General features: G+C 69.1%; 12 protein-coding genes. 8 read left to right on the top strand and 4 right to left on the bottom strand.

Translation table 11 applies throughout. The annotated features are described in order from the left end of the window. Position 1 precedes the first annotated feature (1 nt). The 4 genes from pstA to ACZ45O_RS00070 form a co-directional block, all read right to left on the bottom strand. Positions 2–892, bottom strand: a complete 891-nt coding sequence (pstA, locus tag ACZ45O_RS00055; RefSeq protein WP_464854933.1) for a phosphate ABC transporter permease PstA — start codon at positions 890–892, stop codon at positions 2–4. Then, entirely contained in the window at positions 889–1,842 is a 954-nt protein-coding gene (pstC, locus tag ACZ45O_RS00060; RefSeq protein ID WP_464854934.1) for a phosphate ABC transporter permease subunit PstC, read from the bottom strand. Before pstC ends, pstA begins: the two co-directional genes overlap by 4 nt. Positions 1,843–1,948: 106 nt before the next feature. Beyond that, the gene (locus tag ACZ45O_RS00065; RefSeq protein WP_464854935.1) at positions 1,949–2,926 is read right to left on the bottom strand and encodes a PstS family phosphate ABC transporter substrate-binding protein; all 978 of its coding nucleotides are present in this window, start codon (positions 2,924–2,926) and stop codon (positions 1,949–1,951) included. Positions 2,927–3,311: 385 nt separating this feature from the next. Next, complete coding sequence (locus ACZ45O_RS00070) at positions 3,312–3,539, bottom strand: SHOCT domain-containing protein (RefSeq protein ID WP_464854936.1); 228 nt, start codon at positions 3,537–3,539, stop codon at positions 3,312–3,314. Positions 3,540–3,722: 183 nt separating this feature from the next. On the opposite strand from ACZ45O_RS00070, the gene ACZ45O_RS00075 reads away from it, so the two are divergent. The 8 genes from ACZ45O_RS00075 (at position 3,723) to ACZ45O_RS00110 (ending at position 12,792) form a co-directional block, all read left to right on the top strand. After that, entirely contained in the window at positions 3,723–4,247 is a 525-nt protein-coding gene (locus tag ACZ45O_RS00075; RefSeq protein ID WP_464854937.1) for a transcriptional regulator, read from the top strand. 20 nt (positions 4,248–4,267) lie between these two features. Then, the gene (locus tag ACZ45O_RS00080; RefSeq protein WP_464854938.1) at positions 4,268–5,197 is read left to right on the top strand and encodes a quinate 5-dehydrogenase; all 930 of its coding nucleotides are present in this window, start codon (positions 4,268–4,270) and stop codon (positions 5,195–5,197) included. Between the two features lie 34 nt (positions 5,198–5,231). Continuing rightward, on the top strand, positions 5,232–7,868 hold the full coding sequence (locus ACZ45O_RS00085; RefSeq protein ID WP_464854939.1) for an aminotransferase class III-fold pyridoxal phosphate-dependent enzyme: 2,637 nt from the start codon (positions 5,232–5,234) through the stop codon (positions 7,866–7,868). A 154-nt stretch (positions 7,869–8,022) separates the two neighbouring features. Further along, positions 8,023–9,039, top strand: a complete 1,017-nt coding sequence (locus ACZ45O_RS00090; RefSeq protein ID WP_464854940.1) for a LacI family DNA-binding transcriptional regulator — start codon at positions 8,023–8,025, stop codon at positions 9,037–9,039. Further along, a complete protein-coding gene (rbsK, locus tag ACZ45O_RS00095; protein WP_464854941.1) occupies positions 9,032–9,970 on the top strand; it encodes a ribokinase in 939 nt (312 codons plus the stop codon). Before ACZ45O_RS00090 ends, rbsK begins: the two co-directional genes overlap by 8 nt. Next, the gene (gene rbsD, locus ACZ45O_RS00100; protein WP_464854942.1) at positions 9,967–10,362 is read left to right on the top strand and encodes a D-ribose pyranase; all 396 of its coding nucleotides are present in this window, start codon (positions 9,967–9,969) and stop codon (positions 10,360–10,362) included. The genes rbsK and rbsD overlap by 4 nt, the downstream gene beginning before the upstream one ends. Then, entirely contained in the window at positions 10,362–11,870 is a 1,509-nt protein-coding gene (locus ACZ45O_RS00105; RefSeq protein WP_464854943.1) for a sugar ABC transporter ATP-binding protein, read from the top strand. Before rbsD ends, ACZ45O_RS00105 begins: the two co-directional genes overlap by 1 nt. After that, entirely contained in the window at positions 11,860–12,792 is a 933-nt protein-coding gene (locus tag ACZ45O_RS00110) for an ABC transporter permease (RefSeq protein WP_464854944.1), read from the top strand. Before ACZ45O_RS00105 ends, ACZ45O_RS00110 begins: the two co-directional genes overlap by 11 nt. Positions 12,793–12,826: the final 34 nt, after the last annotated feature.

Raw genomic sequence — 12,826 nt, forward strand, 5'->3', positions numbered from 1 at the left:
GCTACCACTCCGCTTTCTTCTGGTATTTGTTCCTGAGCCAGATGGCGATGCCGTTGAGGCTCAGGAGGAGCGCCAGCAGCACGAGGATGCCGGCCGAGGCGACCTCCTGGAAGGCCTTCTGCGGCATGCCGGCCCAGTAGTAGATCTGCACCGGCAGCACGGTGAAGCTGTCGAGCGGGGTCCTGGGCAGGCTGGTGACGTACACCCAGGCGCCCACCGCCAGCAGCGGGGCGGACTCGCCCAGGGCGCGGGAGACCGAGAGGATGGTGGCGGTGAGGATGCCCCCCAGCGCCGCCGGCAGGATGACCGTGAAGATCACCTGTGTCTTGCTGGCGCCCAGGGCGTACGCCCCGTGGGCCAGGGAGGGGGGCACGGCCCGGATCGCCTCCCGGGTGTTCACGATGATCACCGGCAGCACCATGAGGGCCAGGGTGAGGGCGGCGGCCAGGATCGACCGGCCTAGCTGCATCCAGCGGACGAAGAAGGCCAGGCCGAATAGGCCGTAGACGATGGAGGGCACGCCGGCCAGGTTGTCGATGTTGAGCTTCAGGAACTGCGTCAGGCTCTGGCGCAGGGGCGATGGGCGGTCGCCCTCGGCGTAGAACTCCAGGAAGACGGCGGTCGCGACGCCGACGGGCAGTGCAAAGGCCGCGGTGAGCACGATGACGTAGAAGGAGCCCACCAGCGGGGCAAGGATGCCGGTCCTGTCGGCGAAGCGGGAAGCGTGGCTGGTGAGGAAGGACCAGCTGAGCCGGGGCAGCCCCGTCGAGAGCAGGTCCCAGAGCAGGATGGCCAGCACGGCCAGGGCGACGACGATCGCCAGCAGAAAGAGCCAGTGCGAGGCGGCATCCATCCGGCGCCTGCGGCGCCTGCGGGCAGCGATGTCGTTCATGCGCGCTCTCCCTCCTGGTAGCGGCGGCCGAGGGCCCGGGCGAGCAGGTTCATCGCCAGCGTGATGAGGAAAAGGGCCATGCCGACGGCGTACATCGAGGTGTAGGCGGCCGAGCCGATCTCGAGGTCGCCCTGCGCCACCTGGGCGATGTAGCCGGTCATCGTCTGAATCGACTCCAGCGGGTTCAGGGTGAGTTTCGGGGTGGAGCCCGCGGCGAGGGCCACGATCATCGTCTCGCCGATGGCCCGGGAGACGGCCAGGATGACGGAGGAGACGACGCCGGAGAAGGCCGCCGGCAGCACCACCTTCAGGGCCACCTCCAGCCGGGTGGCCCCCAGGGCGAAACCGGCCTCCCGGAGGGACCGGGGGACGGCCAGCATGGCGTCCTCCGACATTGAGCAGATCATCGGCGTGATCATGATGCCCACCGTGATGAAGGCGGACAGGGCGTTGAAGACCTCGATGTCCGGGATGATCTTCTTCAGGAGGGGCGTCACGAAGGTAAGGGCGAAGAAGCCGTACACCACGGTGGGGATGCCGGCCAGCAGCTCCAGCAGCGGCTTCAAGGTGCGCCGCACCCGGTCGGGGGCATACTCGCTCAGGTAAATGGCGCTGCCCAGGCCCAGGGGTACGGCCACCAGCGCGGCGCCGCCGGCGATGATGAAGGTGCCCGACACGAGCGGCGCGATGCCGTAGTGGGCGAGGCTGAAGGTGGGGGTCCACAGCTTGTCGGTCAGGAACTCCCGGAGCGAGACGAGGGAGAAGAAGTGCACCGTCTCGGTGAAGAGGGTGAGGACGATGCCCACTGTGGTCACCACAGAGACCAGCCCGGCGGCCAGGAGCAGGCCCGCGATCGCACGCTCCTTTCGGATCTGACGCGCCCGGCGCCTGTCCGGGGCCAGCGCCGCCGCGGCAGAGGCCGGGGGATGCTGCGCTGTCGTAGCAGACATGATGCCACCTCCGCACGATTCGTCACGCACTTGGGAAACGGCCCGGAGGTCCCGGTGAGAAGCGGGCGCTTCCCCGGGACCTCGCGGCCACTGAAAGGGAGACCGTTTACTTCAGCTTGGCCAGGTTGTCCTGGTACATCTTCTCAGGCAGCGGCGTGTAGCCGACCTGGGCGGCGAGCTCCCCGGCATTCTCCATATAGAAGGTGACGAACGCCTTGACCTCGGGCCGCTCCAGGGCCTGCCTGGAGGGGTAGATATAGATCAGACGGGAGAAGGGGTAGGAGCCGGCGGCGATGGTTTCGTCGGTCGGCTCGACGCAGCCGTCGCCGGCGTCGATGGCCAGGGCCTTCATGGTGTCCTTGTTCTCGGCGTAGTAGGCGTAGCCGAAGTAGCCCATCGCGTACTTGTCGCCCGCCACGCCCTGCACGAGCACGTTGTCGTCCTCTGAGGCGGTGAAGTCGGACCGGGACGCGTCGCCCTTGCCGTTGACCATCTCGTTGAAGTACTCGAAGGTGCCGGAAGCGGTGCCGGGGCCGTAGAGCTTGATGGGCGCATCGGGCCAGCTCGGGTCCACCTCGTTCCACCGGGTCACGGTAGACTCAGGCCCCCAGATCTTGTGGAGCTGCTCGGTGGTGATGCAGGTCAGGAAGTCGTTCTCCTTGTTGACCACGACCGACAGGCCGTCGTAGGCCACCGGAAGCTCGATGGGGTCGAGCCCGTTGTTCCTGGCCTCTTCGAGCTCCTTCTCCTTGATCGGCCGGGAAGCGTTGGCGATGTCGACCTCGCGCTTCACAAACTTGCCCAGGCCGGCGGAGGAGCCGGAGATGCCCACCGGGACGTCGACCCTGGGATGCACCTTGCGGAACTCCTCCGCGACGGCGATGGAGATGGGCCCCACGGTGGAGGAGCCGTCGAGCGTGACGGTGCCCGAGAGCTCGGTGCTGGTGGATCCGCCGCTGCTGGACGGCGCCTGGTTGCTGGTGCCCTGGTTGGACGGGGCCGGATTGTTCGACTGGCCTCCGCAGGCGGTCAGCATGGCGAGCAGGGCCGCAGCGGCAGCGGTGGTCATCAGAGTCCGCTTCATGGCTGTGTCGATCCCCTTTCTCTGCTGGCTCTTGGCCGAGTACTTCCGTAGCTCGATACCGATGCTATCACCCGGGTGTTGTGCGGGGGTTTTGGTCTGGTTAGCCTTTGGTTAACGACCAGTTAAAACCGCACGCACAACGCAAAGCTCTGCCCGGGCTTGCCTAGCAAACAGCCGCGACGGTGTATAGAACCTGCCCCAGCGGGAAAACATGGGGAGGAGACCCCGCAGCCGAGCCGGGGTCATGGCCCTACGCCCCTCCACCCCCAGGGGGAGGCGCACCCGAAGAGGCGCCGCGCTTTGGCGGCGCCTCCGGCGCGCAAACGAAAGCGACCCCGCTCCCGGCATTCGCCGGGGCGGGGTCGCGCTGCGCCCCTGTATGTCTTTAGGAGATCTTGCGCTTCAGCTGTTCGTACTCCGCGCGGTCGATCTCGCCGGCCCGGAAGGCCGCCTCCAGCTCGTCGCGGTTGCGGTAGGGCACCGGCGGCGCAAAGTACTTCGTGTGAAGGTCATTCACGCGCTTCAGCAGCACGAAATTCATCACCAGGCTGACCAGGACGGCAATGAGAATCACCCACACCGCCCAGTTGGGCCACGTAAACAGCTCCTTCATCCGGTATCCGTCCTTTCCTCCCCGTGACAGTCAGGGACTTCTTCAGTTAGATCATTCCCCTCTATTCGATAAGATGCCCGGTCATCCCTTCCGCTTATGCCCAGGAATCGCTTGCGGGCCTGTGCACAAGAATGTACAATAGGCGCTAGCACAATCTTGTGCACAACGGGGAGGTGGCGGGCCGTGCAGCTCATCCGGATCGGCGACAAGGTCATCAATCCCGAACGCATCTACCGGATGGTCGACCGCATGCTCGAGCTGCGGGTGCAGGGCCACTCGCAGCAGGAGGTCGCGGAGATCCTCGGCGTGGACCGCACGCTCATCTCCCGCCTGGAGTCGGTGGGCGAGATGCGCAAGGGCAAGAAAATCGCCCTGGTCGGCTTTCCCGTCATGAACGGCCCGGAGCTGACCGAGCTGGCCACCGCCGAAGGCGTGGACTTCATCCTGCTCATGTCCGACGAGGAGCGGCTCGACTTTGCCCGCAGCCAGAACGGCGTGGAGCTGCTGAACCAGGTGATGGCCCTCATCGCCCGGGCCCGGGCGTGCGACGCCGTCATCTTCATCGGGTCGGACGAACGGCTGAAGATGGTGGAGGCCCTGGTCGGCCCCCACGTGATCGGCATCGAGATCGGGCGCTCACCCATGACGGAAGACGTGTACGTCAGCCCCGAGAAGATCCGGAACCTCATTCGCAGCCTGAAGGGCTGAGTGCGAGGGAGGCATGTCCCGTGAAGCGCATCGTCAGCGTGAGCCTGGGCTCGTCCCGGCGGAACTCCGCCGCGACCGTCACCGTGCTGGGCGAGGAGGTGACGGTGGAGCGCATCGGCACCGACGGATCCATTGAGAGGGCCATCGCCCTCATCCGGGAACTGGACGGCAAGGTGGACGCCTTCGGCATGGGCGGCATCGACCTGTACGTGCACGCCGCCGGGCGGCGGTATGCCTTCCGGGACGCACGGCGCATCGCGGCCGCAGCCGTGCGCTCGCCCATCGTGGACGGCTCCGGGCTGAAAAACACCCTCGAACGCAGGGCCGTGCACTGGGTGGACCAGAACGTGATGCCCCTGCGCGGCAAGCGGGTGCTGATGACCGCCTCGGTGGACCGCTTCGGCATGGCCGAGGCCCTGGACGAGCTGGGGGCTGACATCGTCTTCGGCGATTTGATGTTCGCGCTGGGCCTCTCGGTTCCCATCCGCAGCTTCCGCACCATCCACGTGCTGGCCCGCGTCCTGCTGCCCATCATCACCCAGCTGCCCTTCACCTGGCTCTACCCCACCGGGTCGAAGCAGGAGAGCTACCAGCCCAAGTTTGCCGAGTACTACCAGTGGGCGGACCTCATCGCCGGCGACTGGCTCTACATCCGGCGCCACGCGCCGGACCGGCTGGAGGGGAAGACCATCCTCACCAACACCGTCACCCCTGCGGACATCGAGTGGATGAAGCAGGTGGGGGTCTCCACCCTGGTCACCACCACGCCGAACCTGGGGGGCCGCTCATTCGGCACCAACCTGATGGAAGGGCTGATTGTGGCTGCCGCCGGCACGGGCCCGGATGAGATGAGCCCGGCCGATTATGAAGACTGGCTGGACCGCATCGGCTTCACCCCGCGGGTGGAGCGGTTCACGGCGGCCAGGAGCGGCAACTCGGCCGCGGACTGAACCGGATTCAGAAACCAACACTAGGAGGATTCCCGTGCACCTGTTTACGGAATATGTGAACCCCCACCTGGGGCGGCTGCTGGAAGCGATCAACATGGATAAGCGCTTCGTGCGGGGGGAGGGGTGCTACCTCTACGACGATGAAGGCCGCCGCTACCTGGACTTCGTGGCGGCGTACGGCGCCCTGCCCTTCGGCTTCAACCCGCCTGACATCTGGGCGGCGCTTCATGAGGTGGAGGCCAGCGGGGAGCCCTCGTTCGTGCAGCCGTCGGCCCTTCAGGCGGCGGGGCAGCTGGCGGAGCGGCTGATTCAGCTCACGCCGGAAGGGCTGCGCTACGTCACGTTCGCGAACTCGGGGGCCGAGGCGGTGGAGGCGGCCATCAAGGCCGCGCGGGCCGCCACCGGGCGCATGGGCATCATCTCCTGCGAGAACTCCTTCCATGGGAAGACCCTGGGCGCGCTCTCCGCCACGAACCGCACGGCCTACCAGGACGCCTTCGGCGCGCCCGTGCCGGGCTTCGCGAAGATTCCCTACGGCGACCTGGAGGCCCTGGAGCGGCTGCTGGCCGAGCGGGGGGAGGAGTTCGCCGCGTTCATCCTGGAGCCGATTCAGGGGGAGGGTGGCATCGTGGAGCCGCCGCCCGGCTTCCTGCGCGCGGCGAAGGAAGCGTGCCGCCGGCACGGCGTCCTCTTCATCCTCGACGAGATCCAGACCGGGCTGGGCCGCACCGGCCGGCTCTTCGCCTGCGAGGCCGAGGGCGTGACGCCGGACATCATGGTCCTGGCGAAGGCCCTGGGCGGCGGCCTCTTGCCCATCGGCGCGATGCTCGCCACGGAAGAGGCGTACAGCGAGGAGTTCGCCATGAAGCACTCCTCCACGTTTGCGGGAAACACCCTGGCCGCGCGTGTGGGCCTGCGCACGCTCGAACTGCTCACCCGCGGCGACCAGGCCCTGGTCCGCCAGGTGGCCGAGAATGGCGCCTTCCTGAAGGCGGGGCTGGAGCGGCTGCAGGAGCGGTACCCGCACGTGCTGCGGCGGGTGCGCGGGCGCGGCTTCATGCTCGGGATGGAGATCGGCGTCGACCGCTCGACCTACGGCCGCACCTGCCTGCTGGGGGTGCTGGCGGAGCAGGAGAACCTGACGCCGGTGGTCTCCTCCTACCTGCTGAACGTCTGCGGCCTCAGGGTGGCGCCCACCCTGAACGGGTCGGCCGTCATCCGCATCGAGCCGCCCCTCATCGCCACGCGGGAGCAGTGCCAGGCGGCCATCGACGCCGTGGAGCGCATGCTGGTCCCGCTGGCCGAGGGCAACACCGCCGAACTGGTCTCCCACCTGCTGGGGGTCGAGTCCCGGCCGCAGACGCTGCCCGCACCGGAACCGAAGCCGCTGCCCGAGCCCGGCGGCGACCCCGGCGAGGGCCGGGTGGCCTTCCTGGTCCACCCGGTGGACTGGCGCAACTACCCGGAGATGGACGAGTCGTTCAAGGTCTTCAGCACGGCCGAGATCGCGGAGATGTCCGACCGGTTCAATGACCTGCTGGAGCCCTTCGTGGCTGGCTCGTGCCGGGTCACCGCGGCCAACGGCCGCCGGGTGTTCGTCGACTTCGTGGTGGTGCCCCGCACCGCCGACCAGCTCATGGCCATGCCCCACAGCCAGGCCATCGCCGAGGTGCGCGCCGCGCTGGAGATCGCAAAAGCGCGCGGCGCACAGCTGGTGGGGCTGGGTGCGTACACCTCGGTGGTCACCCGCGGCGGCCTGCACCTGCGGAACCCGGGCGTGCCCCTCACCACCGGCAACTCGTACACCGTCGTCTCGGCGGTGGAGGCAATGTACCTGGCGGTGGAGCGGCTGGGCACCCGGCTCGCCGACGCGGCCTTCGCCGTGGTCGGCGCCACGGGCGCGATCGGCCGCGCCACGTCCATCCTGCTGGCCGAGGCCGTGGGCCGGCTGGTGCTCATCGGCAACCCGGCGCGGCCCGAGGCCAGCCGCAGGCGGCTCCTGAAGGTGGCCGGCGACATCGTGGCCCACCTGGCGGACCTCATCCGGGAGGGGCACCAGTTCGCTCCGGGCACCATCGGCGACCGGCTGCAGGCCATGGGGCCGCTGCCGGACGCGGCGGACGCCGCAGCGGGTCCAGGAGCCTTCGAGCCCCTCGTCCTGGCGCTGGAGGAGGCCGGCGCCCTGCGGATCACGACGGACATCGACGCGGCGCTCCCCGAGGCCGACCTGGTGCTCACCGCCACCTCCAGCGCGGAGGACCTGGTGACGCCGGAGAACCTGAAGTTCGGCGCCGCCGTTTGCGACATCTCCCGCCCGCCCAACGTGTCGCGGGCCGTGAGGGAGGCCCGGCCCGACGTGCTGGTGATCGACGGCGGGGTGGTGGAGGTGCCCGGCCGGCCCGACCTGGGCTGGAACTTCGGCTTTGAGCAGGGGCTCGCCTACGCCTGCATGGCCGAGACGATGATCCTGGGCCTGATGCACCACTTCCGCGACACCTCCATCGGCACCGACCTCAACCTGCCCATGATCCGGCAGATCCGCCAGTGGGCAGAGGAGCTGGGCTTCCGGCTGGCGCAGCTGCGCTCCTTCGACCGGCCGCTCACGGAGGCGGAGTGGGCGGAGCTCATGGCTGCCCGCAGCCGTGCCCTGACCGCCGCCGGAGATGATTAGAAAGTGTCATAGCCAAAAACTCCTGCGTCAGCAGGAGTTTTTCTGTTGGCGGCGAATCCCCGAGAATGGAAACGATTCCATATCATATTTCACCGCACTCCTGTAGCCTTTTGACACAGTAAAGTGGAAACGGTTCCCGAGGGAGTCAGGAGATGTGAAGGTTACGATTCGCGACGTGGCGCGGCGGGCCGGCGTGGGCGTGGCCACCGTGTCACGGGTCCTCAACGGCTCAGGCTACGTGAAGGCCGAGACGCGGGAGCGGGTCCTCGCTGCTGCGGCCGAGCTGGGCTATGTGCCCAGCCAGCTGGCCAGGGGGCTCGTCGGCGGCCTGAGCGGGACCGTCGGCCTGGTGATTCCGGACATCACGAACCCGTTCTTCCCGCTCATCACCCGCGGCGTGGAGGATGCAGCCAGCGAGGCGGGCTACACGGTCTTCCTCTGCAACACCGACAACGACCCCGGGCTGGAGGCCCACGACGTGCAGAAGCTGCGGGAGCGGCGCGTGGACGGGGTCATCTTCGTGGGCACCACGGAGCGGCGTGAGTCGGTGGACCGGCTGCTGGCCGACGGCATCCCCGTGGTGGTGATGGACCGGCAGTTGAACCACGCCGACGTCGACACGGTCCTGGTCGACAACCTGGCCGGCGCCCGGGCGGCCTGCCGCCACCTGATCGGGCTGGGTCACCGGCGCATCGCCCACGCGGCCGGACACCGGTCCACCCGCACCGGCCAGGATCGCTGCCAGGGTTACCGGGAGGCGCTGGAAGAGGCGGGCATCGCGTTCGACCCCGCGTGCGTGGCCTGGGGCGACTTCACCTACGAGTCGGGCTACCGGGTCTGCCAGGTCCTGCTGGGGCTCACCCCCCGGCCCACGGCGATCTTCGCGGGCAACGACCTGATCGCGCTGGGGGCCATACGGGCCGCGGAGGACGCGGGCCTCGCCGTGCCCGACGATCTTTCCGTGGTCGGCTTCGACGACATTCAGATGGCCGCGCTGGTGCGGCCGGGCCTCACCACGGTGCGCCAGCCGGCCCGGGAGATGGGCCGCATGGCGATGACGATGCTGCTGCAGCGCATCCGCGGGGAGGCCGCCGGACCCGGGCGGCGCCACGTGTACCAGCCGGAACTCATCGTCCGCGGGACGACCCGAAGGAGGGAACCGCATGCGTAAGCCTGTGGTGGTGGTCGGCAGTTTGAACCTGGACCTGGTGGTGAACCCCGAGCGGGCGCCCGCGGCCGGCGAGACCGTCTTCGCCTCCCGGCTGGACCAGTTCCCGGGCGGAAAGGGGGCCAACCAGGCGGTGGCCGCAGCCCGCCTGAGCGCACCCGTGGCGATGGTGGGCCGGGTGGGGCAGGACGGCTTCGGCGACAGGCTGCTGGAGAGCCTGAGGGCCGACGGCGTGGCGACGGAGGGGGTTTCCCGTTCCGCCACCGCCGGCACGGGCACGGCGGTGATCACCGTCGACGCGACGGGGCAGAACCGGATCGTCGTCGTGGCCGGTGCCAACGCCGAGGTGACGCCCGAGCTGGTAGAGGCCCACGGGCCGCTTATCGCCTCGGCCTCGGCGCTGCTCCTGCAGCTGGAGGTGCCGGTGGCGGCCTGCGTGCGGGCGGCCGAGCTGGCCGCGGCCGCGGGGGTGCCGGTCATCCTCGACCCGGCGCCGGCGCCGGCCGAGCCCCTGCCTGTACAGCTGCGGAAGAACACGTGGCTCATCACCCCCAACGAAACCGAGGCCGCGACCCTCACCGGCCTGCCGGTGGAGGGGCGGCGCGGGGCGGAGGAAGCCGCCCGGACCCTGGCAGAGCAGGGCTGGCGGCAGGTGCTGATCAAGCTGGGCGGCAACGGCGCCTACCTGTACCGGGGCGGCGAGGGCCGCTGGTACGACGCCTTTGAGGTGCCGGTGGTGGATACGACCGCTGCGGGCGACGCCTTTGCCGGCGGGCTGGCCGCAGCCCTGCACCGGGGAATGGCGCTTGAAGAGGCGGTGCGCTGGGGCATGGCCGCCGGGGCCCTGGCGGTGACCCGACCCGGGGCGCAGCCGGCGATGGGCACCCTGGCGGAGCTCACGACCTTGCTGCGGACAGGGAGGTTGGAAGGATGAAGAAGACGACGCTCTTGAACCAGGCGCTCTCTGAGGTCGTGGCGGGCATGGGCCACGGCGACCTGCTGGTGATCGGCGACTACGGGCTGCCCTGCCCGCAGGGGGTCAGGCGCATCGACCTGGCTCTGCGCCCGGGGATCCCGGCCTTTCTCGACGTGGTCGAGACCATCCTGACCGAGCTTCAGGTGGAGGCCGCCGTGGTGGCCCACGAGACCGCCGACCGGAATCCGGAGGTGGAGGCTGGCCTGGCGAAGCTGCTCGGGGAGACCCCGGTGGAGCGGGTCAGCCATGAGGAGCTGAAGCAGATCTCCGCGCGGGCCGTTGCCCTGGTGCGGACCGGCGAGTGCAGCCCGTACGCCAACGTGATCCTGAGGGCGGGGGTGACCTTCTGATGCCGGCCGCGCCGGTCGTGGAGATGCGGACGATCGAAAAAAGCTTTCCCGGGGTGCAGGCCCTGAAGGGCGTGGACTTCGAGCTGCGGGCCGGTGAGGTCCACGCGCTGGTCGGGGAGAACGGCGCCGGGAAGTCGACCCTCATGAAGATCCTTGGCGGGCTCTACCTGCCCGACGCCGGCGAGGTGCTGATCGACGGCAAGCCGGTCGCCATCGACTCGCCGGCCAAGGCCACGGAGCTGGGCATCGCCTTCATCCATCAGGAGCTGAACCAGGCCTTGCACCTCTCGGTGGCCGAGAACATCTACCTGGGCCGCCCGCCCGTGACCGGTCCCTTTCGCCGGGTGGACTGGCGGGCCATGCAGCAGGGGGCCGCGGCGGTCCTGGAGCGGCTCGGGGCGGAGGTTGACCCGCGGGCCCGACTTGGCAGCCTGGGCGTAGGCGCCAGGCAGATGGTCGAGATCGGCCGGGCCCTGTCGCTGGACGCCCGGGTGCTGATCATGGACGAGCCCACCGCGGCCCTCACCGGGGCTGAGGTGGAGCGGCTGTTCGAAGTGGTGCGGAGCCTCGCCCGCGCCGGCGTGGCCATCGTCTACATCTCGCACCGGATGGAGGAGATCTTCAGCCTGTGCGACCGGGTGACGGTGCTGCGGGACGGCCAGAAGGTGGGCGCTTGGCCCATCGACCAGGTGACGCCGGATGACGTCATCACGCACATGGTCGGCCGCCAGCTCACCGAGCGCTTCCCGAAGGTGGAGGTGACGCCGGGCGACACGCTCCTGGAGGTGCGGGACCTGACCCTGCGGGGCTCGCCCCACTCCGTCTCGTTCACCGTCCGCCGGGGCGAGATCCTGGGGGTGGCCGGCCTGATGGGCGCCGGCCGCACCGAACTGATGCTGGCCGTGGCGGGCATCGACCGCCCGGCCCGCGGCACGGTGCTGCTGGAGGGGCAGCCCCTGCCCACCGGCGATGCCGCAGCCGTCATCCGCCGGGGCCTGGTGCTGGTGCCGGAAGACCGGCGCCACCAGGGGCTGCTCACCGGCCGGTCGGTGCGGGAGAACCTGAGCCTCGCACGCCTCCGCAGCCTCACCCGGGCCGGGCTGATTCGGTCCGGCGCGGAGCGGGAGCTGGTGGACCGGTACATCGACGAACTCGGCATCCGCACGCCGCACCGGGAGCAGTCGGTCACGAACCTGAGCGGCGGCAACCAGCAGAAGGTCATTCTGGGGCGCTGGCTGGCCACTTCACCCAAGCTGCTGATTCTGGACGAGCCGACCCGCGGCATCGACGTCGGCGCCAAGGCCGAGATCTACCGGCTGATGGGCGAACTGGTGCAGCGGGGAATGGGGATCATCCTGGTCTCCTCCGAGCTCCCCGAGGTGATGGGGCTCAGCGACCGCATCCTGGTGATGCACGAAGGGCGCCTCGCCGCGGAGTTCAGCCGGGCCGAGTTCGATCAGGAGAAGATCATGCAGGCTGCCACCGGGAGGAAGCGCAATGCAGGGTAACGTGCAGATAAAGGACCGTGTGCGGCAGCTGGGTCCGGGCCTCGCGGCGATCGTCCTGGGGCTCGCCCTCGCACTGCTGAGCGATCAGTTTCTCACGGCGTCCAACATCCTTAATTTGCTGCGGCAGATCTCCATCAATGCCATCATCGCCTGCGGCATGACCCTGGTGATCCTGACTGGCGGCATCGACCTGTCCGTCGGTTCCGTGCTGGCGCTCTCGGGCGCCGTGCTGGCCGGCCTGGCCAGCGGGGGCACCCCGTGGCCGCTGGCCCTGCTGGCGTGCCTGGCACTGGGCGCGGCCGTGGGCCTCTTCAACGGCGTCGTGATCACCCGCGGCAGGGTCGCCCCGTTCGTCGCCACGCTCGCGACCATGGCCATCGCCAGGGGCCTGACCCTGGTCTACACGGGCGGCCGGCCGATCACGGGGCTGCCGTCGGCCCTGCGCTCGCTGGGCACCGGCTACGTGCTGGGCATTCCGGTCCCGATCATCATCATGGCCGTGGTCTTCTTACTCGCCTACATCATGCTCGTCCACATGCCCGTCGGCCGCTTCATCTACGCCGTGGGCTCCAACGAAGAGTCGGCCCGCTTTGCCGGCATTCCCGTCGCGCGGGTGACCACGCTCACCTACGTGCTGACGGGGCTGGCCGCCGCCCTGGCCGGCGCCATCCTCACGGGGCGCCTGAACTCGGCGCAGCCTACAGCCGGGTCCGGGTTCGAACTCGACGCCATCGCAGCGGTGGTCGTCGGCGGCACGAGCCTGGCCGGCGGTCGGGGCAGCGTGCTGGGCACGGTGGTGGGCGCCTTGATCATCGGCATGCTCGATAACGGTCTCAACCTTCTGGGTGTCTCTTCGTTCTATCAACAGGTGGCTCAGGGCGTGGTCATCCTGCTGGCGGTCCTGATGGACCGGCGCAAGTGATGGCCGGGCCCATAACATACAGCCAACTCCACAG

It is taken from the genome of Symbiobacterium turbinis, assembly GCF_055383075.1.

What these genes read in the sequence shown, in the direction of transcription:
- ACZ45O_RS00105 (WP_464854943.1), top strand. Translation starts at nt 10,362, where the DNA reads ATGCCGGCCGCGCCGGTCGTGGAGATGCGGACGATCGAAAAAAGCTTT.
- rbsK (WP_464854941.1), top strand. Translation starts at nt 9,032, where the DNA reads ATGCGTAAGCCTGTGGTGGTGGTCGGCAGTTTGAACCTGGACCTGGTG.
- rbsD (WP_464854942.1), top strand. Translation starts at nt 9,967, where the DNA reads ATGAAGAAGACGACGCTCTTGAACCAGGCGCTCTCTGAGGTCGTGGCG.
- ACZ45O_RS00110 (WP_464854944.1), top strand. Translation starts at nt 11,860, where the DNA reads ATGCAGGGTAACGTGCAGATAAAGGACCGTGTGCGGCAGCTGGGTCCG.
- pstA (WP_464854933.1), bottom strand. Translation starts at nt 892, where the DNA reads ATGAACGACATCGCTGCCCGCAGGCGCCGCAGGCGCCGGATGGATGCC.
- ACZ45O_RS00065 (WP_464854935.1), bottom strand. Translation starts at nt 2,926, where the DNA reads ATGAAGCGGACTCTGATGACCACCGCTGCCGCTGCGGCCCTGCTCGCC.
- pstC (WP_464854934.1), bottom strand. Translation starts at nt 1,842, where the DNA reads ATGTCTGCTACGACAGCGCAGCATCCCCCGGCCTCTGCCGCGGCGGCG.
- ACZ45O_RS00070 (WP_464854936.1), bottom strand. Translation starts at nt 3,539, where the DNA reads ATGAAGGAGCTGTTTACGTGGCCCAACTGGGCGGTGTGGGTGATTCTC.